Consider the following 22,627-nt stretch of genomic DNA (forward strand, 5'->3'; position numbering starts at 1 on the left):
TTGTCTACACTGGTGTCGGCAGCAGTTCAGGGTTTGCACTAGTGGTCAGGCAGGTACGTTATAAGTGATATTGGCTTGACCAAAAAATGCCTAGCCTGATCGAAACGTTCCAAACTGGACTTACCAGTGTGTCGAGCGGAAGATCGGAGCCGCGCAACACAACGGAGACCACGATGAGCAGTGCTGACGCCGTGCCCGCGCACGTAAGCAGCTCCAGAGCGTCGATGCCGCAAGAGATTCTGCGTTTGCAGCGCATCGGCAAGCGCTTTCCCGGCGTCGTTGCGCTGGATGGCGTGGATCTGGATCTGCGCGTGGGCGAAGTCCATGCCGTCTGCGGCGAAAACGGCGCCGGCAAGTCCACCTTGATGAAGATCATCAGCGGCCAATACACGGCGGACGACGGTGCCATCACTTACCGCGGCGAGGCAGTGCGCTTCACCTCGACTTCCGAGGCGCAGGCGGCCGGCATTGCAATCATCCATCAGGAACTGAATCTCGTGCCGCATCTGTCGGTGGCGGAGAACATCTTCCTGGCGCGCGAGCCCAAGCGCGGGCCCTTCATCGATTACCGCAAGCTCAACACGAACGCACGCAGCTATCTGCAGCGGATCGGTCTGGCCGTCGAGCCGACCACGCTGGTCGGCGCGTTGTCGATCGCGCAGCAACAGATGGTGGAGATCGCCAAGGCGCTCTCGCTCAACGCGCGCGTGCTCATCATGGATGAGCCGACGTCTTCGCTCACGGAGTCCGAAACCGTCCAGCTGTTTCGCATCATCAAGGAGCTGCGCGCCGACGGCGTGGCGATTCTGTACATCTCGCACCGGCTGGACGAGATGGCTGAGATCGTCGATCGCGTGACGGTGCTGCGCGACGGCCGCCACATCGCCACCAGCGATTTCGCTTCCACCAGCGTCAACGAGATCGTCGCGCGGATGGTCGGTCGTTCGCTCGACGATGTGTTTCCCGCGCGCACATCGGTGCCGACCGACGAGGTTTTGCTGCGCGTCAATGCACTGAGCCGCGCAGGCGTCTTCGGCCCGGTGTCGTTCGAGCTGCGCAAGGGCGAGATTCTTGGTTTTGCCGGCCTGATGGGCGCGGGCCGCACGGAGGTGGCGCGTGCCATTTTCGGTGCGGAGCGTCTCGATTCCGGCTCGATCATGCTGGGCCATATGGGCGATCAGCCGGTCACGATCCGTTCGCCGCGCGAGGCGATCCGGCGAGGCATTGCCTATCTGTCGGAAGACAGAAAGAAGGACGGGCTGGCGCTCTCGATGCCGGTGGCCGTCAACATCACCCTGGCCAATGTGCGGGCGATTTCCTCGCACGGCTTTTTGCGCTTTTCCGAAGAGACCGCCGTGGCGCAACGCTACGTGCGCGAACTGAACATCCGCACGCCGTCGGTCGGGCAGACCGTGCGCAACCTCTCGGGCGGCAATCAACAGAAGATCGTGATCGGCAAGTGGCTGTATCGCGGTTCGCGCATCCTGTTTTTCGATGAACCGACGCGCGGCATCGACGTAGGCGCCAAGTACGCGATCTATGGATTGATGGACCAACTTGCCGCGGACGGTGTCGGTGTCGTGCTGATCAGTTCGGAGTTGCCCGAACTGCTGGGCATGACCGATCGAATTGCCGTCTTTCATGAAGGCCGCATCACCGCAGTCCTGGACACACGGAAGACCAACCAGGAAGAAATTCTGCATTACGCATCAGGACGAACCCATGCTTGAAATGACATCAGATCAGCCGCAGCCCGTGAAGACGCAGCGCAAGCAACATCACCGCGACTTGATCCAGAAGTTTGCAGCGCTCGGCAGCCTTGTGGCGCTCGTGATTGCGTTTTCCGCCACCAGCGCGGCGTTCTTTTCGGTCGGCAATTTCATGACCGTCGCACTGCAGGTCACGTCGATTGCCTACCTGGGCGTGGCCGCCACGTGCGTGATCATCACCGGCGGCATCGACCTGTCGGTGGGTTCGGTGCTGGCGCTCTCGGGCGTGGTGGCGGCATTGCTCGTGAAGATGGGCGTGCCGGTGCCGCTGGCCATGCTGGCCGGCGTGGCCGTCGGCGCCGTGTGCGGATGGGTCAACGGTATCTGCATCACGCGGATGGGCCTGCCGCCGTTCATCGCCACGCTGGGCATGATGCTGGTCGCGCGCGGCCTGGCCCTGCAGATCACGGGCGCTCGTCCGGTCTCGGGCCTGGGCGACGCCTTTGGCGAACTCGGCAACGGCGCACTGTTCCGCATCTCGCACATCGGCGCAGACGGCTTTCCAGACACGGTCTTCCCCGGCATTCCTTACCCGGTGGTGATCATGCTGGCGCTGTTCGTCGCCGTGTCGGTGCTGCTGTCACGGACTTCCCTCGGTCGCCACATCTACGCGGTCGGCTCGAACGCCGAGGCGGCGCGCCTGTCCGGCGTGAACGTGCAGGGCGTGAAGCTGTTCACGTATGTGCTGTCGGGCTTGCTGGCCGGGATGACGGGCTGCGTGCTGATGTCTCGCCTCGTGACGGCGCAGCCGAACGAAGGCGTGATGTACGAGCTGGATGCGATTGCCAGCGCCGTGATCGGCGGGACGTCGCTGATGGGCGGTGTCGGAACGGTCTCGGGCACGGCCATCGGCGCATTCGTGATCGGCGTGTTGCGCAACGGGCTCAACATGAACGGCGTATCGAGTTTTATCCAGCAGATCATCATCGGCGTGGTCATCCTCGGCACCGTCTGGATCGATCAGCTCAGAAACCGCAAGTTGTGACTTGAGAAGTTCAAACCAAAACCAAGGAGTGAGACATGAAGAAGCTTTCCGTGCTGGCGGTGGTTGCAGCAACGTGCGCACTGTTCTCTGCCTATTCGCAGGCGGCAGGCGGTGAAATTGCCGTGATCGTGAAATCGGCAAATTCCAACTACTGGCAGAACGTTCAGAAAGGCGCGACGGCCGCCATGGGCAACGCGAAGGGCTACACGATGACGCTCCAGGGGCCGGCGGCGGAATCGGCCATTGCCGACGAAGTGAACATGGTCGAGAACGCCGTCAACCGGCATGTGGCAGGCATCGTGCTGGCGCCGTCAGACCCGGATGCGCTGGTGCCGGCGATGAAGAAAGCGTGGGAAGCGCACATCCCCGTGGTGCTGATCGACTCGATGGTGTCCGATTCCGGCAAGCAGTATTACCAGTCGTTCCTGTCGACGGACAACACGAAGGCCGGTGAGCTGTGTGCGAAGGCCATGATCGAGGCCGTCGGCCAGACCGGCAAGATCGCCATCATGTCGTACGTGCCGGGCGCCGGCTCTGAAATCGGCCGCGTGGGCGGCTTCAGGAAATACATCGAGACGCATTCGAAGCTGCAGATCGTCGGGCCGTTCTATTCGCAATCGCAAATGGCGACGGCACTGAACCAGACGACGGACGTGCTGGCCGCCAATCCCGATTTGAAGGGCATCTTCGGTGCGAACGAGCCGACGGCCGTCGGGATGGGTCGCGCGCTGCAGCAGTCCGGCAAGAGCGGCAAGGTGGCGGCCATCGGTTTTGACGGCAACCAGGATCTGCAGGGCTTCGTGCGCGACGGCACGATCCGCGCCATCGCTGTCCAAAGCTCGTACCAGATGGGCTACAAGGGCATCGAAACGGTGGTCAGCGTGATCGAGAAGAAGCCCGTACAGAAGCAGGTCGACACCGGCGTGATGATGGTCAACAAGCAGAACCTGGATTCGCCTGAAGCCAAGAACGTCTTGTACTGACGAGGCATCGCAACAAGGGGCATGGCGGCGTGTCGTTCACCGCCATGCCGGCTGCATCCCTTTCCTGAGCGGCGCAGTGCTTTTCACTCCATTGCCGGAACGGGCCAACACCAACGTGGCCCGCGCCGGAACGCAGACGCAATGAGACTCCAAGGAAAACGCATCCTCGTGACGGCGGCCGGGCAGGGTATTGGCCGGGCCAGCGCGATGATGTTTGCAAGAGAGGGCGCGCAGGTGCTCGCCACCGATATCAACGCAGAAGCGCTGGCTACGCTGGCAGAGACCGCCGGCGTGCGCACACTGCGCCTGGACGTGACAGACGCCAACGCCGTCGCCGTCCTGGCACGCGAAGAAGCCGCCTTCGATGCGCTGTTCAACTGCGCGGGCTTCGTGCACTCCGGCAGCATCCTCGAATGTTCGGAAGACGACTGGGCGTTCTCGTGGCAGCTCAACGTGACGTCGATGTACCGGCTTACACGTGCGCTGCTGCCGAAGATGCTCGACAACGGCGGCGCCTCGATCATCAACATGGCCTCCGCCGCGTCCAGCGTGAAGGGCGTGCCGAACCGCTTCGTGTATGGCACCACCAAGGCCGCCGTCATCGGCATGACCAAGGCGATTGCCGCCGATTTTGTGGCGCGCGGCATCCGTTGCAACGCCATCTGTCCGGGCACGGTGGAGTCTCCGTCGCTCGAACAGCGCATTGCCGCGCAGGCGCGCGAGCAGAACGTGTCGATCGACACCGTCCGCGCCGCCTTCGTTGCACGCCAGCCCATGGGCCGCGTCGGCACGGCAGACGAGATTGCCGCGCTGGCGACCTACCTCGCTTCGGATGAGTCCCGCTTCACGACCGGCACCTGCTGCGTGATCGACGGCGGCTGGTCCAATTGATTTGGCTTGATTGATTGCAGTTCACAACGACAACACGATGAAACTCCTCCGCTACGGCCCCAAGGGCCAGGAAAAGCCGGGCCTGCTCGATGCGCAAGGTCAAGTGCGCGACCTGTCGGGCGTGATTGACGACATTGCTGGCACGGCGCTGCTGCCCGAGAGCCTGGCCCACCTGCGCACGCTCGACATCAGTCGCTTGCCCATCGTCGATGGCACGCCGCAAGCGGGCCTGCGCCTGGGCGCCTGCGTGGGCAACGTCGGCAAGTTCATCTGCATCGGCCTGAACTACTCCGACCACGCCGCCGAAACCGGCGCCGAAGTGCCTGCCGAGCCGGTCGTCTTCGGCAAATGGACGAGCGCCATCTGCGGCCCGAACGACGATGTGGAAATCCCGCGCGGCTCGGTCAAGACCGATTGGGAGGTCGAGCTTGGCGTGGTGATCGGCAAGGGCGGCCGGTACATCAGCGAGGCCGATGCGCTCGCGCATGTGGCGGGCTACTGCGTCATCAACGATGTGTCGGAGCGCGAATACCAGCTCGAGCGCGGCGGCACGTGGGACAAGGGCAAGGGCTGCGACACGTTCGGCCCCATCGGGCCGTGGCTCGTCACCGCAGACGAGGTGCCCAACCCGCAGGCGCTGCATCTGTGGCTGGAGGTGGATGGGCATCGCTATCAGAACGGATCGACGTCGACGATGGTGTTTGGCGTGGCGCATCTCGTCAGCTATCTGAGCCGCTTCATGAGCCTGCAGCCGGGCGATGTGATTTCCACCGGCACGCCGCCGGGCGTGGGGCTGGGGCAGAAGCCGCCGGTCTACCTGCGGGCCGGCCAGACCATGCGGCTGGGCATCGAGGGCCTGGGCGAGCAGCGCCAGCGCACGGTGGATGCACAAGGCTGAAAGCACGCGTTCCGCATTCCGCAATCCCGAACACGATACTCATGACCATCATCCGATCCCTGCGCGTGCTGGACGTGCGCTTTCCCACCTCGCAGCATCTCGACGGCTCTGACGCGATGAATCCGGACCCGGATTACTCCGCGGCCTACGTGATCCTGGAGACTGACCAGCCGGGCCTGGAGGGCCATGGCCTGACCTTCACGATCGGTCGCGGCAACGAGGTGTGCTGCGCCGCCATCGCGGCGATGCGTCATCTGGTGGAAGGGCTGGACCTCGACTGGATTCGTGAAGACATGGGCCGCTTCTGGCGCCATGTCACGTCCGACAGCCAGCTGCGCTGGATCGGCCCGGACAAGGGCGCCATTCATCTGGCGACGGGCGCGGTCGTCAATTCTGCGTGGGATCTGTGGGCCAAGGCTGAAGGCAAGCCGCTGTGGCGCCTGGTGGCCGATCTAACGCCCGAAGAGTTCGTGCGCTGCATCGACTTCCGCTACATCACCGACGGCATCACGCCCGAAGAAGCGCTGGAGCTGCTGCGCAAACAGGTGCCCGGCAAGGCCGCGCGCATCCGCACGCTGGAGCAGGAAGGCTACCCGTGCTACACCACGTCGGCCGGCTGGCTCGGCTATGACGACGACAAGCTGCGCCGCCTCTGCCGCGAGGCCGTCGACAGCGGCTTCCGCCATATCAAGCTCAAGGTCGGGCGCGATCTGAAGGACGACATTCGCCGCGTCTCTATCGCCCGTGAAGTGCTGGGGCCGGACCGCGAATTGATGATCGACGCCAACCAGGTCTGGGAGGTCAAGGAGGCCATCGACTGGGTGCGCGAACTCGGTTTCGCCAAGCCGTGGTTCATTGAAGAGCCGACCAGCCCGGACGACGTGGAAGGCCATCGCAGGATTCGCGAAGCCGTCACCCCCGTCAAGGTCGCTACCGGCGAGATGTGCCAGAACCGCATCCTCTTCAAGCAGTTCATCATGCGCGGCGCGATTGACGTTGTGCAGATCGATGCATGCCGGCTGGGCGGCGTGAATGAAATCCTGGCCGTGCTGCTGCTGGCCGCCAAGTACGGCCTGCCGGTGTGCCCGCACGCTGGCGGCGTGGGCCTGTGCGAGTACGTGCAGCATCTGTCGATGATCGACTACATCTGCGTATCGGGCACGCGCGAAGGCCGCGTGGTCGAGTACGTCGACCATCTGCACGAGCACTTTGTCGATCCGTGCGTGGTGCGCAATGCCGCCTATCTGCCGCCGCAGGCTCCTGGTTTCTCCATCACGATGAAGCCGGCATCGCTTGAGCAATACCGCTTCCGGGGCTGATGCGATGACGGATTCTGCGCTGCCCGTGCCACGAATAGACGCGCACCAGCATTTCTGGCGCTATCGCCCCGAGGCGTATTCGTGGATCGGCCCCGGCATGGAAGCCTTGGCGGAAGACCGCCTGCCTGCCGACCTGCTGCCGGAGCTGCGCGCGCAACGCCTCGACGCTGCGATTGCCGTGCAGGCGCGCGGTGTGCGGGAGGAGACGGATTTCCTGCTCGACCTTGCTGCTGCGCACGACTGGATTGTCGGCGTGGTGGGCTGGGAAGACCTGCATGCCACCGATCTTGAGGCCCGCCTTGAGGCAAGGAGCGGTGAGCACAAGCTGATCGGCTTCCGGCACACCGTGCAGGACGAACCGGACGTCGCGGCATTTTTGTCGAACCCGGCATTCGAGCGCGGCGTCGCACTGCTGCAGCTCTGGGGCTACACGTACGACGTGCTGGTGTTCGGTCATCAACTCGCGCCCGCCGTGGAATTCTGCGGTCGGCACGATCACCACTGGCTGGTGTTGGACCACCTCGGCAAGCCGCCGCTCGAAGCGTTCGAGCGTGACGCGCAAGCCCTGGCGCGTTGGCGGGCCGCGCTTGCGCCGCTCAAGGACATGCCGCATGTCGCCTGCAAGCTTTCCGGCCTGCTGACCGAAGCCGACTGGCGAACGGGCGTGACGGCGCGCGACGTGCAGCACGCCCGCCAGTGCCTGGACGTGGCTCTCGACGTGTTCGGCCCGGGCCGCGTGATGTTCGGATCGGATTGGCCCGTCTGCCAATTGGCGGCGTCGTACGGCACGGTGGTCGACGTGCTGCGCGTCTGGGCCGAAGAGCGGCTCAGCGCCACCGAACGCGCCGACCTCTGGGGCGGCAACGCCACCCGCTGCTACAACCTGCAACTCAAGGCTTGAACCATGGATTTGCATCTGCAAGACAAAGTCATCATCGTCACGGGCGGCGCGGCCGGCATTGGCGCAGCCATCTCGCTGCAATTGGCGGCCGAGGGCGCCATTCCCGTCGTCTGCGGCAAGAGCCCGATGACGCCGGCGTTCGAGTCCGAACTGATGCGTCGGCAGCCGAAGGCACGCTTCTTCCAGTTCGATCTGGAGGATGAAGTCGATTGCCGCGGCATGGTGGACGAAATCGTGCGCGCGTTCGGGCATATCGATGGGCTGGTCAATAACGCCGGCATCAACGACAGCGTGGGCCTGGACGCCGGCCGTGACGCCTTTGTGCGGTCGCTCGAAAAGAACCTGATCCATTACTACGTCATGGCACATCTGTGCGTGCCGCACCTGAAAGCGAGCCGCGGGGCCATCGTCAATATCTCGTCGAAAACGGCGCTGACGGGGCAGGGCAATACGAGCGGGTACACCGCCGCAAAAGGTGCGCAGCTGTCGCTGACACGGGAATGGGCGGCGTCGCTGGCGCCGGACGGCGTGCGCGTCAACGCGGTCATTCCGGCCGAGGTGCTGACGCCGCTGTATGAGCGCTGGATCGCCACGTTCGACAACCCCGATGCCAAGCTCGCGGCGATTACATCGAAGATTCCGCTGGGCCAGCGCATGACCACCGCCGACGAGATTGCCAGCACCACGGTCTTCCTGCTCTCTGCGCAGGCCTCGCACACGACGGGGCAGTGGGTGTTTGTCGACGGTGGCTACACGCACCTCGACCGCGCGCTGACGTGAGGCCGCCATGCGCTACTGCCTTGCTCTGGATCTGAAAGACGACGCGGCGCTCATCGCCACGTACGAAGCCCACCATCAACGCATCTGGCCGGAAGTCGCGCAGCACCTGCGCAAGCACGGCGTGACCGGCATGGAGATCTATCGCCTGGGCACCCGCATGGTGATGCTCATGGAGACCGACGACGCCATCTACGACGCCGAACGCATGGCGCTTGCCACCGAAACGGACCCGAAGATCCGCGAATGGGAAGCGCTGATGTGGCAGTTCCAGGCGCCCACCCCGTGGACGCCCGCCGGGCAGAAGTGGACACCGATGCGCCGGATCTTCGATTTGCAACAGCAACCGCAGTAGAAGCAATTCCGGCCGTGGCCGGCATGACACCAGAGAGGAGAGATGACAATGAAAAAACGAGCAACCTTGCCGCTGTGTGCGGCAATCCTGTGTGCGGCCGCCGGTGCCGCGCATGCACAAACCAACGTCACGCTGTACGGCCGCGTTGCCAGCGGCATCGACTACCAGAACAACGTCGCCCCCACCGCGACCTCGCCGGGCGGCAGCCTCTGGCGCGCCGCCGACAACCAGTGGGGGACCAGCATGTTCGGGTTCATGGGCAAGGAGGATCTCGGCGGTGGCCTGCAGGCGGTGTTCCGGCTCGAATCCGGCTTCGGTGCAGCGCAGGGCAAAACCAACGGCGATGCGCTCTTCAACCGCCGTTCGTACGTCGGCCTGTCCAGCCCGACCTGGGGCACGTTGACGGCCGGCAAGAACCTCTTCATCAGCAACGACGTCTGGTTCCTCGACCCGACCGGCCAGCAGTTCATCGGCTCGGCCACGCTCGTGCGCGGGCGCAACTGGCCGGGCGCGAACAACATCGTCGAATATCAAAGCCCGACGTGGGGCGGCTTCCAGATCGGCCTGCAGACGGGCCTGGGCGAGCAGCCGGGTTCGTTCACGAACAGCCGCCGCGATGGCGTGTCAGCCGTCTACACGGCCGGCCCGCTGGAAGTGCGCGCGATCTACGACGTGATCCGCGACGGCAACGGCAAGTTCAGCGACATCTTCAACTTCTCGAAGGAAGCGACGATCGGCGGCACGTACACCATCGGCAAGGCGAAGCTGTTTGCGGCGTATGAAAACCTGTCGGCGCCGGATGCCGCAGCGGGCGCGCCGACCAAGGCGAACCACTACTGGCTGGGCATCAACTACGAAGTCACGCCGGCGCTGACGCTGATCGGCGCGGCCTACCGCGTCAACGTGAACCATGGCGGCGGCAACGCCAACCTGTTCATGGCCGGCGCGAACTACAACCTGTCCAAGCGCACGATGCTGTACGCGAGCGTGGGCACCGTGCAGAACAGCTCCACCGCCAATTTCTCGGTGGAAGCGACCAACAACAACCCGGCCCCGGGCAAGAACCAGCTGGGTGCCTACACGGGTATCGTTCACTCGTTCTGACGTCTGGCTTCTGACTGAGCGTGACCTCCTGATCGCTCGGCTCCTTGTCAGCCCGCACGTGTGCGGGTTTTTTTCTTTTTGGAGTGCATCTATACGCGGCGGGAATGGCCGTTGCGAGCGGATCTGCAGCAGATCGAGCCACATTTGCGATGCGCTTCGTGCCTCGGCAACCTTTGTGCAACTGGCGTAAGATGCCCGCTCGATTTTTGATCGCTGCGTGCGACACCAAAGCAACATGAACCTTCCGCTCTTACTCAATATCGCGACGTTCGTCGTCATCCTGATCGCCCTCGGCCGTGTGAACGCGAGCTGGAGTCTGGCCAAGCGCGTGCTGCTGGGCATGGTGCTGGGCATCCTGTTCGGACTGGCGCTGCACCTGATCTATGGCGACGACAGCGCGACGCTCAAGCAGTCGATCTCGTGGTTCAGCATCGTTGGCGGCGGCTATATCCAACTGCTGCAGATGATCGTCATGCCGCTCGTGCTGGTGTCAGTGCTGAACTCGGTCGCCAAGCTCAACAGCACGGCGTCGCTGGGCAAGATCAGTGTGCTCACGATCGGCACGCTGCTGCTCACGACGCTGATCTCCGCGCTGGTCGGCGTGTTCGTCACCCACCTGTTTGGTCTGACGGCGCAGGGGCTGGTGCAGGGCGCGCAGGAAACCGCCCGGCTGACCGCCATCCAGGACAACTATGTCGGCAAGGTGGCCGACCTGTCGGTGCCGCAGCTGGTGCAGTCCTTCATTCCGAAGAACCCGTTTGCCGAGCTGACCGGCGCCAAGCCGACGTCCATCATCGGCGTGGTGATCTTTGCGGCGTTCCTCGGCGTGGCTGCCTTGAACCTGCTCAAGGATGATGCGGTGAAGGGCGAGCGCGTGCTGACCGCCATCGACACCGCGCAGGCCTGGGTGATGAAGCTCGTGCGGCTCGTCATTCGCCTGACCCCTTACGGCGTGCTGGCGCTGATGACGAACGTGGTGGCTGTGTCCAACGTGCAGGACATCATCAAGCTCGGCGGTTTCGTCGTGGCGTCTTACCTGGGCCTGGCGATCATGTTCGGCGTGCATGCCGTGCTGCTGACGCTCAACGGCATCAATCCGCTTCGCTTCTTCCGCAAGGTCTGGCCGGCGCTGTCGTTCGCGTTCACGAGCCGGTCGAGTGCAGCCACCATTCCGCTGAGCATCGAGGCGCAGACGCGGCGCATCGGCGTGCCGGAGTCGATCGCCAGCTTCGCCGCATCGTTTGGCACGACCATTGGCCAGAACGGCTGCGCAGGCCTGTATCCCGCCATGCTGGCAGTGATGGTGGCGCCCACCGTGGGCATCAACCCGTTCGATCCTGTATGGATTGCAACGCTCGTGGCGGTGGTCACGCTCAGCTCGGTCGGCGTGGCGGGGGTGGGCGGCGGCGCCACGTTTGCGGCGTTGATCGTGCTGCCGGCGATGGGCTTGCCGGTGACGCTCGTGGCACTGCTGATCTCCATCGAACCGTTGATCGACATGGGCCGTACCGCGCTCAACGTCAACGGCTCGATGACGGCCGGGACGATCACCAGCCAGTTGCTGGGGCAGACCGATCGCAGTGTCTTCGATGCTGCCGATGACGTGGAGATGGCACACCGCTGATCTGCGCGTCGAAACGAAAAATGCCGGCCAGGGGGTCGGCATTTTTTTTGAGCGCAGGGCGGCTCAGCCGGGCGTCTGCGCTAGCTCCGTCAGCAGTTCCATGAACGCGCTGGCCAGTTCGCTGGGCGTGGCGGCGCTTCTGCGCAGCAGGCCGACGGGCTCCTTGGTGCCCGACGTGACGATGTCCAGACGGGCGAGTTGACCATGCGCCAGGTCGTCGCCCGCCGCGCGCTCGGGGGTGATCCACACCGCGTCGGATCGGCACGCCAGCAACCGTGCGACGGACACCGAAAGCGTTTCCGTCACGCCCGCCGGCAAGCGCAGCCCGTGCGTCTGGAACAGCGCTTCGGTGTGATGGCGCGGCACCGTGCCCGGCGTGGCGATCACCAGCGGGTAATCCAGCACCGCCTGCAGCGAGGCCGACGCGCCTGCCTGCGTCAGCAGCGGATGCCCCGGCCGCACGACGAGCGCCAGCGGCTCGGCATACAGCAACTCGAACGACAGCCCCTGCATGCGATCCGGCTCGGCCATGCGCCCGACGATGAAATCGAGTTCGCCGGCCTTGAGCGCGGTCAGCAGCTCGACATTGGTGCCGGTGCGCAACCGCACGCCGGCATGCGGTCGCTGCGCGTGCAAATGGGCAATCGCCTGGGGCAGCAGGCTGCTGGCCACCGTCGGCAGGGCGCCCACATGTACGACCGGCGCGGAAGCGTCCGTCGAACCCATCAGCGCCGCGGTGGCCGATTCCAGCGCCTGCGTCACGCCCACTGCATGCCGCAGGAATTGCTCGCCGGCCGCGGTGAGCCGTGCGCCTTGCCGGCCGCGCTCCACGAGCTGCACACCCGCCAGCGCCTCCAGCTCACCGAGCGTTTTCGATACCGCCGGCTGGCTCAGATGCAACCGCTCGGCGGCGCGCCGCAGGTTGCGCTCCTGCGCGATGGCGACAAAGCAGCTCAGATGGCGAAACCGGATGCGGGACGGCAAGTCCGCTGAGAGGGTACTTTCCATAACTTGTGGTTATCGATTTTCCGATAAGAAGTCAATTTACTTCACTTTTTGTCGGCGATACAGTCTCTGCACGATTTCATAAGGAGACGCCCCATGACCCTGCCGCTTTCCGGCACCGGCGAATTCGCCCAGCGCGACACCGCGCAGCATCCGCCCGCACTGACCCCCGGCTACAAGACCAGCGTGCTGCGCTCGCCGCGCAACGCGCTCATCTCCACCCTGAATACGCTGTCGGAAACCACCGCACCGGTGTTCCACGCCGACGACCTGGGCGCGCTCGACAACGACCTGATCCTCAACTACGCCAAGGAAGGCCTGCCGATCGGCGAGCGCATCATCGTCCACGGCTACGTGCGCGACGAGTTCGGCCGCCCCGTGCCGAACGCGCTGGTGGAGGTGTGGCAGGCCAACGCCGGCGGCCGCTATCGCCACAAGAAAGACCAGTACATCGCGCCGATCGACCCGAACTTTGGCGGCTGCGGCCGCATGCTGACGGATGCCAACGGCTACTACGTCTATCGCACCATCAAGCCCGGCCCGTATCCGTGGCGCAATCGCATCAACGACTGGCGCCCGTCGCACATCCATTACTCGCTCTCGGGCGATGGCTGGGCGCAGCGCCTGATCACGCAGATGTACTTCGAGGGCGACCCAATGATCGCGCAGTGCCCGATCATCAAGACCATCCCGAGCGAAGAGCAGGTGCGCGGTCTGATCGCGCTGCACGACACGGCGAACCACGTGCCGCTCGACAGCCGCTGCTACCGCTTCGATATCACGCTGCGCGGCCGCCGTGCCACGCATTTCGAAAACGCCGTGCCCGCCCCGCAAGGAGCCAAGTGATGACCACGACCACACTGCGTGAATCGCTCGAACGTGCCCAGGCAACGGCCATGACGACAACGCCGCCGTTCGCGCATTTCAACGAGACCGCATCGCAGACGGGCGGCCCGTACGTGCACATCGGTCTTGCACCGCGCCAGGCCGGCTTCGACATCTACGACAAGGAATTCGGCAGCGTCCTGACGACGCCTGCCACACGCGGCGAACGCATCGCGCTGGAAGGCCGCGTCTACGATGGCTCGGGCTCGCTCGTGCGCGACGTGCTGATCGAGATCTGGCAAGCCAACGCGGACGGCAAGTACGCCCATCCGGCCGATCGGCAAGACAAACCTGTCGACCCGGCATTCCGCGGCTGGGGCCGCGCCGGCGCCGATTTCGATACGGGCGTCTATCGCTTCGACACCATCAAGCCGGGCGCCGTGGCCGGCCGCAGCGGGACCACGCAGGCACCGCACATCTGCATGATCCTGTTTGCCCGCGGCATCAACCTCGGCCTGCACACCCGCGTGTATTTCAGCGACGAGGCTGCGGCCAACGGCACGGACCCGGTGCTGAACGGCATCGAGTGGGAAGTGCGCCGCAAGACGCTGATTGCCCAGCGCAGCGAGCGTAACGGCGAGGTGGTCTACACCTTCGACGTGCGCCTGCAAGACACGCCGGATGGCGGCGCGGAGACCGTGTTCTTCGATATCTGATCGCCGCATCACATCCGAGGACCACGCCCGGCAGGTTCACACCGCCGGGCGTTGTTTTTGATGCGAGCAACACGACTTTCAGCGGGACGTCATGCGGGCGTCGATAATGGGTGGATCGCCAGCCCGGCGTTTGACGACCCTGCCGTGACCCAGCTCACTCTTCCCGGATTCGAAGCCACCCCGCAATTGCCCGCGCATCGCCTGTTTCTGGCGATCAAGCCTGACGTGGATACCGCCGAGCGCATCGCGCGGCTGATCCAGCAATTGCGGCCCGTCGTGGGCTTCAAGGGCAAGGCGCTGCGTACGGAGCGCCTGCATGTCACGCTGCATCACCTTGGCGATTTCGTTCATCTGCCGCCGGACGACGTCGTGGCGCGTGTGCGCGCAGCAGCGGCCGGCCTCGCATTGCCGGCATTCGACGCCACGTTCAACCAAGTGGTGAGCTTTCATGGCCGGCGCGACCATCGGCCGTTTGTGCTGCTGGGGGATGAGGGTGTGGGCGGCCTGATGGCGTTTCAGGCGGCGCTGGGCGAGGCGCTCCAACATGCCGCCGTGCCAGTGCCGCGTGGGCATTTCAAGCCGCACATCACGCTGTTGTATGACCGCGGCGGCTTTGCGCCGAAAGCGGTCGAGCCCATCACGTGGACCGTGCGCGAGTTCGTTCTCATCCATAGCTGGCTCGGCAAAACGCGCTACGACGAACTCTGCCGCTGGGCGCTCAAAGGCTGAGCGCCACGTTGTTATGCGCAGCCGTCCGGCCCGCAGACAGGGCCATCGGCTTGGTTCATCGGGGCAGGCGCGCCGATGTGCTGCGTCAGCGCCTGGGCCCAGGGTTCCGGTTTACCGAGCCACGGGCCAACGTCGATGATGCCCAGTTGGCCATCGGCATCTTCCAGCGCAAACGTCGGAAAACCCTGACCGCCCACTCGATCGAGCCACTGTCGGCTTTGGGCGATGTGCTGCTGCGTGAGCGTACCGGCTTGCCGCGCGTATTCCGCATCGAATGCTTCGGGCGATAGGCCGATCTCGGCTGCCAGCGCGCGCAGTACCGGCACATCTGCAATGCGACGGCCTTGTTCGTAATGCGCGCGCTGGATGCGATGGATCATGTCCAGCCCGCGGCCGCCGAGTGCCTCGGCTGCAAGCACGGCGGTAATGGGGGGCTCCGAATCCATCACGGCCGTGGTGTCGCGCAACAGGCCTTCAAAGTAGGGCTCGCCGAAGGGCTGGCCGGTCAACTCGGCAATGCGGTGGTCGTGCGGCATCACGTAGTCGCGCCACTGAGGCGTGACCGTACGGCGGTTCGTGCCAGCAAGCATGCCGCCGCCGTGGAAGGCGATCGTGAGGCCCGGCACCGTGCGCGCGGCCTCCACCAGCGGCGCGGCGCCGTAGCACCAGCCACACAGCGGGTCGTAGATGTAATGCAACGTCGTCATGTTGTTTCCTCGGTGGCAGACCAGCTTACTGCGGCCACTTCATTTCGCCCTTGATGACCTTGGCGCTCAGCTCCAGCGATGCATCGCCGGCCAGCGTCGGATAAGCCGCCTTCATCGCCTTGATCAGCTCCGCCGAGTTGTTGGCCTTGGCGGCCTGTACCTCGAAGGTTTTCAGGTAATCCGCGGTAAAGCGTACCGCGTCCAGCCCCGTTGGCATTGCACCCGTGAAGTGACCGGGCACCACGGTCGTCGGCTTGAGCGCTGTGATGTTGTCCAGCGTCTGCAACCAGCCCAGGCGCGATTCGCGCGTCTGCGTGTCGGCCACCCAAACGTGGTCGCCGCTGTTGACGACCACGCCGCCGGCCACGGTCTTGATCGATGGGATCCACAGATACGTACGTGCCGCGTCGGGGCCGTTCAGGCCCTTGATCTCGATGGTGCGGCCTTCCAGCGTGAGGTGGTCGGCATTCAGCACGTCGGGCAGCACGAGCGTCTTGGGCGCGTTGTCCTTGAGGATCGGGCCCCAGTAGGCGAGCTTGCCGTTCATTGATGCCTTGATGGCGGCCACGGTTTGCGGTGTTGCCACGATTTTCGCGTTCGGGAAGGCAGCGCGGATGACGTCGAGGCCGAAGTAATAATCCGGATCGCTCTGGCTGATGTAGACCGTAGTGAGCGTCTTGCCGCTGGCCTTGAGTTTCTGCACGAGCGCCTCTGCATCGCTGCGCTGGAATTGCGCGTCGATCAGGATCGCCTCGTGTGCGCCGCTGATGATTTCCGACGACACCGGGAAGATGCCCTTGGCGCCGGGGTTGTAGACCTCGAGATGCAAGGGGGCGGGCGGGGCAGCGTGAGCAGCAAGGCCGGCGCTGACCAGGCCGGCGGCAAGCAGGGTGCGGAGCAGGGACATCGGGTTTCTCCAGTCGGATGAAATGCGTGCAATGTCGCCACTGTAGGTTGCTTGATCCGATCGAAAAACCCCCTAAGATGCGCATATTTGTTTCTCTAATCGATCAAATATGGATCGCATCACGTCGGCCGAAGTGTTTGTGGCGATTGTCGAGCGCGGCAGCCTGAGCGCCGCCGCCGAAGCGCTCGACATGTCGCGCGCGATGGTCACGCGCTATCTGGCGCAGATGGAGGCGTGGTCCGGCGCGCGGCTGCTGCACCGGACCACGCGCCGCATCGGCCTGACACCCGCCGGCGAGGCCACGCTTGCGCGCTGCCGCCAGATGCTGGAAATCGCTTCGCAGATGGCCGTGGCGGATGGCCCCGAAGCCGATACGCCGCGCGGGCTCCTGCGCATTGCCTGCGCGCAGTCCCTGGCGCAGCAGACGTTGAGCGCGGCGGTGACGGCCTACCTGCGGCGCTATCCGCAAACGGCCGTCGATCTGGTGGTCGACAACCGCACCATCAACCTCGTGGAAGAACGCATCGACCTGGCCGTGCGCATCACCAACGATCTGGATCCGAACCTGATTGCGCGGCCGCTGGGCATGTGCGAATCCGTCGTGGTGGCGGCGCCGTCTTACCTGGCCGCGCACGGTACGCCGCGCCGCGTGCAAGACCTGGCCGTTCACAACTGCCTGACGTATTCGTACTTCGGCAAGAGCCTGTGGGAGTTCACCGAGGCGAAGACGGGCGCGCCATCAGACGTGCCGGTGGGCGGCAATCTGAGTGCGAATGAATCGATGGTGCTGCTGGCAGCGGCGCGGGAGGGCGCGGGGATTGCGTTGCAGCCGGTGTTTGCCGCCGCGCCGCTGATCGCCAGCGGGCAACTCGTGCGTTTGTTGCCCGACCACGTGCCGCAGGCGCTGGGCATTCACGGCGTGTACAGCTCGCGCAGGCAGATGCCGGCGGCGCTGCGGGCGATGCTGGATTTTCTGGTGGACTGGTTCAGGGCGCAGCCGAACGTCACGTGATTGGGCCGGCAGATTTCCTTCGCATAGCCAACAGGCCCAACGCCAGCAGGCAGAACACCGCCCCCGCGTGGAATGTCGCGGCTGCGCCAAGCCTGTCCCACAACAAGCCCGCCAGAACGCTCGCAGCCAACATAGCCAACCCGCTTACGAGGTTGAACATGCCGTAAGCGGTACCGCGCAAGTCGGCCGGTGCGGTGTGGGCGACCGGGGTGGCCAGCGAGCCGAGCATGATGCCGATCATCGGCGGGCTGACACAGCCGAGCACTCAGATGCCTGCCGGGATCTTGCACAGGCCGCTGGGCGATCTGGGTTTCGGTCAAGGAGGCGCCACGAGCGATTGGCTTTCCGTTAATCGAGAGCTTCAGGCGAACGGCTCAAAGACGCTGTTGAGCTTGGCCCCACTGGCAGCGTCGCGCGCGAAGGCGAATGTGCCGGCGGTGCGCAGCTCTTCCGCCGCCCGCAGGAAGGCTCCCATGGCAACGCGTGCGAGTGTCGCGCCCACGCTGATGCGCTTGACGCCCAATTCCGTCAACTCGGCCACGCTAAGGTTGCCGTCGGCGAAGCCCATCAGCACGTTGAGCGGCCGATCAATCTCGCGCAGCACGGTGGCGATCTCGTCGCGCGTTTTCAGGCCGGGGGCGTAGAGCACGTCGGCGCCGGCGTCCTGGAAAGCCTGCAGGCGGCGGATCGTGTCGGCCAGGTCGTTGCGGCCGTGCAGGTGGTTCTCGGCGCGCGCGGTGAGCGTGAACGGAAACGGCAACGCGCGCGCAGCCTCCACCGCAGCGCGCACGCGGTCGACCGAAGCCTCCAGCGAGTAGATGGGCGCATCTGCGCGACCCGTCGCGTCTTCAATCGAGCCGCCGACGATGCCCGTGGCGCCCGCCAGGCGGATGGTCTCGGCGACGGCTTCCGGCGCATCGCCAAAGCCGTTTTCCAGGTCGGCGGCCATGGGCACATCCGTGGCGGCTGCCAGATCGGCCACGTGCGCGAGGATGGTGTCGCGGCCGACGCCATAGTCGGGCAACCCGCGCGAGAACGCGAAGCCGGCGCTGGTACTGGTCAATGCTTCGAAGCCCAGCGATGCCAGCAGCCGGGCCGAGCCCGGGTCCCACGGGTTGGGAATCACAAAGGTGCCGCTGCGTTCGTGCAGCGCGCGGAAGGCGTGGGCTTTTTCGATCTGGGTCGGCATGGGCTATCCGGTGTGAAGGGGATGAGGGTTGGACTGCACTGCTGCGGCACAGGCGAGCGCATCGTCCAGGCGGTCATTGCCCCAGAACATCGCGTCGCCGACAAAGAACATGGGAGCGCCAAAGATGCCACGAATCTGCGCGGCGTGCGTTTGCTCGCGCAGGGCGGTAAAACGAGCGTTGTCAGTGCTCGCCTCAAGCACCTTTCATGCAGCGTGCGTGGCCGCTTCCGAACAGATCCAGGCAGCCACATCGCGCACGTCGCGGCGCGGGTTCGGCTCGGATTGGATTAACCAGTACGCATGCGTATTGCGCACCCCCGGGGCGATGGTCGGTACGGTGACCAGGCGGCCGTCCGCCAGCAGCGGCGCGATCAACTCCAGACGGCCCAGCGCGATGCCTTGGCCGGCCACCGCTGCATGGATGATCTGGTCGTGCTGGTTGAAGCGCAGCACGGTGCGCGGCTTGGCGTGGCTCCAGCCGGCGGCGGCCAGCCAGTCAGTCCATTGGAGCCAGGGGCGGCGCAGGTCGCGGTCGTCAAAGTCGAGTAGCGTTTGGCCGGCAAGCGCCTCGGCGGAATCCAGCGAGCGCAGCCCCAGCGACGGATGCGCGACCGGCGCAACGGTCTCCCCAAACAGCCGGATGGCGCCGGGCGGCGCATCGCTCGGTGGGCAATACCGGATGGCAAGTTCAATGCCTTCGTTCTTCAAATCGACGAGGCGGTTGTTGGTGGCCACGCGCACGTCGATGTCGGGGTATTGCTGCTGGAAGCGGGCGAGGCGCGGCAGCAGCCACAGGCCGGTGACGCCGATGCTGGCCGTAATCGTGACCGGCCGCCGTTCGGCCGCCACACGAATGGCGCCGATGGCGTCCTGCAACTGCTGCACGGCGCTGTCGGCGCTGCGGAACAGGCGTTCGCCCTCGGGCGTGAACGCAATCGAGCGGTGCCCGCGCACCAGCAGCTTCACACCCAGCGCCTCTTCCAATGCGGACACCTGCCGGCTCACCGCCGATTGCGTCAGGCACAGATCATCGGCCGCGAGCGTGATGCTCATGCGCCGGCCCACCGCCACGAAGCCGCGCAGCAAGTCCAGGGAGGCCAACCGAACCAGGGGAGTCGACATGCGTTTTCCTCATGCAAGGCGTTCTCAAAGATCAATTGAGAAGCCGGATAGGGCGAAGTTTAATAAGCCATCGGACGACATTCCAGTCTCATGCACGCTCCGCACGCTTGCGAAGCTGGAATGTCAGTCACATCGGAGAGAAACGCTCATGACATTGAAATCTCTCGCGCAATCGCCCTGGTTGCCGGTATTGGCCGGCGGCGCGGTGATCGGCGTGGCGCTGGGCATTCGGCACGTGCAAGGGCTCTTCCTCGTGCCGGTCACGATGGGCCATGGCTGGACACGCGAAACCTTCGGCCTGGCGATCGCGTTGCAAAACCTCATCTGGGGCGCGGCACAGCCTTTTGCGGGCATGCTGGCCGACCGCTACGGTGCCGCCAAGGTGGTGGTGGCCGGCATCGTCGTCTATGCGCTCGGTTTGTTGCTGATGGCACATGCGGGCACGCCGCTGGGCTTCACGCTCTCGGCCGGCGGGCTGATCGGGCTGGGGCTGTCAGGCACGTCGTTCGGCGTGGTGTATGGCGCGATCAGCCGATTGACGCCGCCCGAGCGGCGCAGCTGGGCGCTGGGCGTGGCGGGCGCGGTGGGCGGTGTCGGCCAGTTTGTGATGGTGCCGACGGCGCAGGGCTTGCTCAGCACGGTCGGCTGGGTGACGGCGCTGGTTGTCATGGCGGTGGTCATGGCGATCTTCATGCCGCTGGCCGCGCCGCTGCGCGAGAGGGCATCGAGTGCCACCGTGCAGGAGGCGCATCAAAGCATGGGCGCAGCCATCCGCGAGGCCTTCGCCCACCGCGGTTTCTGGCTGCTGAATCTGGGGTTCCTGACGTGCGGATTCCAGCTCGCCTTTATCGGTGCGCACATGCCGGCGTATCTGCTCGACAAGGGGCTCACCGGCCGCCACGGCATGGTCGCGCTGGCGCTGATTGCCGCCGCCAACATCGTCGGCACGTATTACTGCGGCGCACTGGGCGGGCTGTTCCGGCGCAAGTATCTGCTGTCGTTGCTGTACCTGATTCGCACGGCGGCAATTGCGCTATTCATCCTGCTCCCGCTGTCGCCGGCAACGCTGTATGCGTTTGCCATCGTGATGGGCCTGCTGTGGCTCGGCACGGTGCCGCTGACGAACGGGCTGCTGTCGCAGGTGTTCGGGGTGCGCTACATCGGCACGCTGTTCGGCTTCGTGTTTCTCGGTCACCAGATCGGCGCCTTCCTGGGCGTGTGGCTGGGCGGCGTGGTGTACGACCACCTGCATTCCTACGATGCAATCTGGTTTGGTGCGATGGTGCTCGGCGTGGTGGCCGCGCTCCTGCACTGGCCGATCGACGATCGCCAACTCGCGCGCACGCCGATGGCGCTACCGGCATGAAGGGTCGGCTCAATCGATGGGCGGCGTGGGCGCTGGCGGCGGCCGGCGCTGCCCTGGTCTTTGCGGCGTGGCTGACGCCGGAAGGTGCATTTTCTTTTGTGACGTTGGCGTCCTTCTGCGGGTAGGGCGACGCACGAGCCCGATTTGTGAAACAATACCGGGTTAATCACTAGTGGGCACTGGTACGGTTTGCGCGGGAATTACGTCGCTTTTGCGTCGTTCTCCTGTGAATGCCACCGTTCAGACATGACTTACGCCGTCAAGGAAATCTTCTACACGCTGCAAGGCGAGGGTGCCAACACCGGCCGCGCAGCTGTCTTCTGCCGCTTTGCCGGCTGCAATCTCTGGAGTGGGCGCGAAGCCGATCGCGCCACCGCCGTCTGCCAGTTCTGTGACACCGACTTCGTCGGCACGGACGGCACGCAAGGCGGCAAATACGCCACCGCCGACGCACTCGCCGATACCGTTGCCGCCGAATGGCCGGCCAGCGCCACCGGCGGCAAGCCGCTCGTCATCTGCACCGGCGGCGAGCCGCTGCTGCAACTCGATAAGCCGCTGATCGACGCGCTGCACGCACGCGGCTTCGAAATCGCCATCGAGACCAACGGCACCATCGCCGTGCCGGACGGCATCGACTGGGTGTGCGTGAGCCCCAAGATGGGCTCCGAACTCGTCGTCACGCGCGGCGACGAACTGAAAGTGGTGATCCCGCAAGACGGGCAAGACCTCGACGCATACGAACGGCTGGATTTCCAGCATTTCTTCCTGCAGGCCATGGACGGCCCGCTCGCCCGGCAAAATACGGCGGCTGCCGTTGAGCTGTGCCAGCGCCGGCCGCGCTGGCGCCTGTCGCTGCAAACCCATAAGATGCTGGGCATCCGCTAAGGCGGGCCGCAGCACTTTGTCCCCGGTTTTCTGCCGGTTCCAGCCGTTTCGCGGCGCCCGCTGCCGCCACCTTGCTCCATGACCAAGACCGTTTCCATTACGCGCCGGCTCGAATTCGACGCCGGCCACCGCATCCCGGGCCATGCCGGCCAGTGCCGCAACCTGCACGGCCATCGCTACCAGCTCGAACTCACGCTGACCGGCGAAGTCCTGCACAACGACAAAGCCGCCGACGACGGCATGATCCTCGACTTCGGCGACGTCAAGCAGCTCGCCAACAAGCACCTCGTCGACCTGTGGGATCACGCTTTCCTCGTCTATCGCGGCGACACGAAGCTCGTTGAATTCCTGAACGACATCGAAGGCGGTCACAAGACCGTCGTGCTGAACGACGTGCCCACCGTCGAGAACCTCGCCCAGGTGGCCTTCGACATTCTCGAGCCGGTGTTCCGCAACACGTTCGGGCATCATCTGCGCCTGTCCAAGCTCGTGCTGTACGAAACTCCGAACTGCTGGGCCGACGTGAAGCTCGCGCGCCCGCACGAGCAGGATTGATTC

23 protein-coding genes and 2 pseudogenes are annotated in these 22,627 nt (G+C 64.9%); 18 read left to right on the forward strand and 7 right to left on the reverse strand.

All coding sequences use genetic code 11. The features are described from left to right. The first annotated feature begins 224 nt into the window (after window positions 1–224). From R2676_RS22835 to R2676_RS22885, 11 genes are all read left to right on the forward strand, one after another. On the forward strand, window positions 225–1,730 hold the full coding sequence (locus R2676_RS22835; protein WP_410482502.1) for a sugar ABC transporter ATP-binding protein: 1,506 nt from the start codon (window positions 225–227) through the stop codon (window positions 1,728–1,730). Further along, the gene (locus tag R2676_RS22840; RefSeq protein ID WP_027677438.1) at window positions 1,723–2,754 is read left to right on the forward strand and encodes an ABC transporter permease; all 1,032 of its coding nucleotides are present in this window, start codon (window positions 1,723–1,725) and stop codon (window positions 2,752–2,754) included. The genes R2676_RS22835 and R2676_RS22840 overlap by 8 nt, the downstream gene beginning before the upstream one ends. A 35-nt stretch (window positions 2,755–2,789) precedes the next feature. Beyond that, window positions 2,790–3,737, forward strand: coding sequence for an ABC transporter substrate-binding protein (locus tag R2676_RS22845; protein ID WP_206271816.1), 948 nt, complete (start codon window positions 2,790–2,792; stop codon window positions 3,735–3,737). A gap of 141 nt (window positions 3,738–3,878) precedes the next feature. After that, window positions 3,879–4,628 (forward strand): SDR family oxidoreductase, encoded by a 750-nt coding sequence (locus R2676_RS22850; RefSeq protein WP_206271815.1) that lies wholly within the window; start codon window positions 3,879–3,881, stop codon window positions 4,626–4,628. Window positions 4,629–4,665: 37 nt separating this feature from the next. Next, entirely contained in the window at window positions 4,666–5,526 is an 861-nt protein-coding gene (locus tag R2676_RS22855; protein WP_206271814.1) for an ureidoglycolate lyase, read from the forward strand. Window positions 5,527–5,567: 41 nt separating this feature from the next. Continuing rightward, on the forward strand, window positions 5,568–6,845 hold the full coding sequence (locus R2676_RS22860) for an L-fuconate dehydratase (protein WP_206271813.1): 1,278 nt from the start codon (window positions 5,568–5,570) through the stop codon (window positions 6,843–6,845). 19 nt (window positions 6,846–6,864) lie between these two features. Next, window positions 6,865–7,746: an L-fucono-1,5-lactonase gene (locus tag R2676_RS22865; RefSeq protein ID WP_206271834.1), complete on the forward strand. Its 882-nt coding sequence runs from the start codon at window positions 6,865–6,867 to the stop codon at window positions 7,744–7,746. Between the two features lie 3 nt (window positions 7,747–7,749). Further along, window positions 7,750–8,526 (forward strand): SDR family oxidoreductase, encoded by a 777-nt coding sequence (locus R2676_RS22870; RefSeq protein ID WP_206271812.1) that lies wholly within the window; start codon window positions 7,750–7,752, stop codon window positions 8,524–8,526. A 7-nt stretch (window positions 8,527–8,533) separates the two neighbouring features. After that, window positions 8,534–8,878: an L-rhamnose mutarotase gene (locus R2676_RS22875; RefSeq protein ID WP_206271811.1), complete on the forward strand. Its 345-nt coding sequence runs from the start codon at window positions 8,534–8,536 to the stop codon at window positions 8,876–8,878. Window positions 8,879–8,926: 48 nt separating this feature from the next. After that, window positions 8,927–9,982 carry a porin gene (locus R2676_RS22880; RefSeq protein WP_316857460.1) on the forward strand — a complete coding sequence of 352 codons (1,056 nt, stop codon included), beginning with the start codon at window positions 8,927–8,929 and terminating at the stop codon, window positions 9,980–9,982. 235 nt (window positions 9,983–10,217) lie between these two features. Next, the gene (locus R2676_RS22885; protein WP_154208381.1) at window positions 10,218–11,606 is read left to right on the forward strand and encodes an L-cystine transporter; all 1,389 of its coding nucleotides are present in this window, start codon (window positions 10,218–10,220) and stop codon (window positions 11,604–11,606) included. 63 nt (window positions 11,607–11,669) lie between these two features. Here R2676_RS22885 and pcaQ read toward each other — a convergent pair whose 3' ends face one another. Then, window positions 11,670–12,614, reverse strand: a complete 945-nt coding sequence (pcaQ, locus tag R2676_RS22890; protein WP_206272119.1) for a pca operon transcription factor PcaQ — start codon at window positions 12,612–12,614, stop codon at window positions 11,670–11,672. A gap of 93 nt (window positions 12,615–12,707) precedes the next feature. On the opposite strand from pcaQ, the gene pcaH reads away from it, so the two are divergent. Genes pcaH through thpR form a run of 3 tightly spaced genes read left to right on the forward strand, consistent with a single transcriptional unit; the run spans window position 12,708 to window position 14,881 of the window. After that, on the forward strand, window positions 12,708–13,457 hold the full coding sequence (gene pcaH / locus R2676_RS22895) for a protocatechuate 3,4-dioxygenase subunit beta (protein WP_206272120.1): 750 nt from the start codon (window positions 12,708–12,710) through the stop codon (window positions 13,455–13,457). Then, a complete protein-coding gene (gene pcaG / locus R2676_RS22900; RefSeq protein ID WP_004626744.1) occupies window positions 13,457–14,152 on the forward strand; it encodes a protocatechuate 3,4-dioxygenase subunit alpha in 696 nt (231 codons plus the stop codon). The genes pcaH and pcaG overlap by 1 nt, the downstream gene beginning before the upstream one ends. Window positions 14,153–14,212: 60 nt before the next feature. Further along, window positions 14,213–14,881: an RNA 2',3'-cyclic phosphodiesterase gene (gene thpR, locus R2676_RS22905; protein WP_316857456.1), complete on the forward strand. Its 669-nt coding sequence runs from the start codon at window positions 14,213–14,215 to the stop codon at window positions 14,879–14,881. An 11-nt stretch (window positions 14,882–14,892) separates the two neighbouring features. Here thpR and R2676_RS22910 read toward each other — a convergent pair whose 3' ends face one another. Continuing rightward, window positions 14,893–15,588 carry a DsbA family protein gene (locus tag R2676_RS22910; RefSeq protein WP_206272122.1) on the reverse strand — a complete coding sequence of 232 codons (696 nt, stop codon included), beginning with the start codon at window positions 15,586–15,588 and terminating at the stop codon, window positions 14,893–14,895. Between the two features lie 25 nt (window positions 15,589–15,613). After that, window positions 15,614–16,495, reverse strand: coding sequence for an MBL fold metallo-hydrolase (locus R2676_RS22915; protein WP_206272123.1), 882 nt, complete (start codon window positions 16,493–16,495; stop codon window positions 15,614–15,616). A gap of 109 nt (window positions 16,496–16,604) precedes the next feature. Here R2676_RS22915 and R2676_RS22920 point away from each other — a divergent pair, with 109 nt between their 5' ends. Beyond that, complete coding sequence (locus R2676_RS22920; protein ID WP_206272124.1) at window positions 16,605–17,507, forward strand: LysR family transcriptional regulator; 903 nt, start codon at window positions 16,605–16,607, stop codon at window positions 17,505–17,507. Here the strand turns inward: R2676_RS22920 and R2676_RS22925 are convergent. From R2676_RS22925 to R2676_RS22940, 4 genes and pseudogenes are all read right to left on the reverse strand, one after another. Continuing rightward, a pseudogene (locus R2676_RS22925) lies at window positions 17,500–17,745 on the reverse strand (MFS transporter); the annotation flags it as partial. The gene R2676_RS22920 and the pseudogene R2676_RS22925 sit on opposite strands and share 8 nt — an antisense overlap. Before the next feature lie 123 nt (window positions 17,746–17,868). Continuing rightward, window positions 17,869–18,696, reverse strand: coding sequence for an isocitrate lyase/PEP mutase family protein (locus R2676_RS22930; RefSeq protein WP_206272125.1), 828 nt, complete (start codon window positions 18,694–18,696; stop codon window positions 17,869–17,871). 3 nt (window positions 18,697–18,699) lie between these two features. Then, window positions 18,700–18,897 (reverse strand): annotated as a pseudogene (locus R2676_RS22935) (DsbA family protein); the annotation flags it as partial. Window positions 18,898–18,900: 3 nt separating this feature from the next. Continuing rightward, window positions 18,901–19,818, reverse strand: a complete 918-nt coding sequence (locus tag R2676_RS22940) for a LysR substrate-binding domain-containing protein (RefSeq protein ID WP_206272126.1) — start codon at window positions 19,816–19,818, stop codon at window positions 18,901–18,903. Between the two features lie 148 nt (window positions 19,819–19,966). Between R2676_RS22940 and R2676_RS22945 the strand changes: the two genes are divergently transcribed. The 3 genes from R2676_RS22945 (at window position 19,967) to queD (ending at window position 22,624) form a co-directional block, all read left to right on the forward strand. Continuing rightward, complete coding sequence (locus tag R2676_RS22945; protein WP_206272127.1) at window positions 19,967–21,184, forward strand: MFS transporter; 1,218 nt, start codon at window positions 19,967–19,969, stop codon at window positions 21,182–21,184. Between the two features lie 246 nt (window positions 21,185–21,430). Then, window positions 21,431–22,069 carry a 7-carboxy-7-deazaguanine synthase gene (gene queE / locus R2676_RS22950; protein WP_206272128.1) on the forward strand — a complete coding sequence of 213 codons (639 nt, stop codon included), beginning with the start codon at window positions 21,431–21,433 and terminating at the stop codon, window positions 22,067–22,069. 78 nt (window positions 22,070–22,147) lie between these two features. Further along, window positions 22,148–22,624 carry a 6-carboxytetrahydropterin synthase QueD gene (gene queD, locus R2676_RS22955; protein WP_206272129.1) on the forward strand — a complete coding sequence of 159 codons (477 nt, stop codon included), beginning with the start codon at window positions 22,148–22,150 and terminating at the stop codon, window positions 22,622–22,624. Window positions 22,625–22,627 lie beyond the last annotated feature (3 nt).

The sequence above is a fragment of the Ralstonia flatus genome (assembly GCF_958439105.1).
GTDB lineage: Bacteria > Pseudomonadota > Gammaproteobacteria > Burkholderiales > Burkholderiaceae > Ralstonia > Ralstonia flatus.

Bases quoted from the DNA above. Each gene is read 5' to 3' on its own strand.
- pcaQ (WP_206272119.1), bottom strand. From the start codon at position 12,614: ATGGAAAGTACCCTCTCAGCGGACTTGCCGTCCCGCATCCGGTTTCGC.
- R2676_RS22855 (WP_206271814.1), top strand. From the start codon at position 4,666: ATGAAACTCCTCCGCTACGGCCCCAAGGGCCAGGAAAAGCCGGGCCTG.
- R2676_RS22845 (WP_206271816.1), top strand. From the start codon at position 2,790: ATGAAGAAGCTTTCCGTGCTGGCGGTGGTTGCAGCAACGTGCGCACTG.
- R2676_RS22885 (WP_154208381.1), top strand. From the start codon at position 10,218: ATGAACCTTCCGCTCTTACTCAATATCGCGACGTTCGTCGTCATCCTG.
- pcaH (WP_206272120.1), top strand. From the start codon at position 12,708: ATGACCCTGCCGCTTTCCGGCACCGGCGAATTCGCCCAGCGCGACACC.
- R2676_RS22835 (WP_410482502.1), top strand. From the start codon at position 225: ATGCCGCAAGAGATTCTGCGTTTGCAGCGCATCGGCAAGCGCTTTCCC.
- R2676_RS22940 (WP_206272126.1), bottom strand. From the start codon at position 19,818: ATGTCGACTCCCCTGGTTCGGTTGGCCTCCCTGGACTTGCTGCGCGGC.
- R2676_RS22945 (WP_206272127.1), top strand. From the start codon at position 19,967: ATGACATTGAAATCTCTCGCGCAATCGCCCTGGTTGCCGGTATTGGCC.
- queE (WP_206272128.1), top strand. From the start codon at position 21,431: ATGACTTACGCCGTCAAGGAAATCTTCTACACGCTGCAAGGCGAGGGT.
- R2676_RS22860 (WP_206271813.1), top strand. From the start codon at position 5,568: ATGACCATCATCCGATCCCTGCGCGTGCTGGACGTGCGCTTTCCCACC.
- R2676_RS22930 (WP_206272125.1), bottom strand. From the start codon at position 18,696: ATGCCGACCCAGATCGAAAAAGCCCACGCCTTCCGCGCGCTGCACGAA.
- R2676_RS22870 (WP_206271812.1), top strand. From the start codon at position 7,750: ATGGATTTGCATCTGCAAGACAAAGTCATCATCGTCACGGGCGGCGCG.
- R2676_RS22920 (WP_206272124.1), top strand. From the start codon at position 16,605: ATGGATCGCATCACGTCGGCCGAAGTGTTTGTGGCGATTGTCGAGCGC.
- thpR (WP_316857456.1), top strand. From the start codon at position 14,213: ATGCGAGCAACACGACTTTCAGCGGGACGTCATGCGGGCGTCGATAAT.
- R2676_RS22915 (WP_206272123.1), bottom strand. From the start codon at position 16,495: ATGTCCCTGCTCCGCACCCTGCTTGCCGCCGGCCTGGTCAGCGCCGGC.
- R2676_RS22910 (WP_206272122.1), bottom strand. From the start codon at position 15,588: ATGACGACGTTGCATTACATCTACGACCCGCTGTGTGGCTGGTGCTAC.
- pcaG (WP_004626744.1), top strand. From the start codon at position 13,457: ATGACCACGACCACACTGCGTGAATCGCTCGAACGTGCCCAGGCAACG.
- R2676_RS22840 (WP_027677438.1), top strand. From the start codon at position 1,723: ATGCTTGAAATGACATCAGATCAGCCGCAGCCCGTGAAGACGCAGCGC.
- R2676_RS22880 (WP_316857460.1), top strand. From the start codon at position 8,927: ATGAAAAAACGAGCAACCTTGCCGCTGTGTGCGGCAATCCTGTGTGCG.
- R2676_RS22875 (WP_206271811.1), top strand. From the start codon at position 8,534: ATGCGCTACTGCCTTGCTCTGGATCTGAAAGACGACGCGGCGCTCATC.
- R2676_RS22850 (WP_206271815.1), top strand. From the start codon at position 3,879: ATGAGACTCCAAGGAAAACGCATCCTCGTGACGGCGGCCGGGCAGGGT.
- queD (WP_206272129.1), top strand. From the start codon at position 22,148: ATGACCAAGACCGTTTCCATTACGCGCCGGCTCGAATTCGACGCCGGC.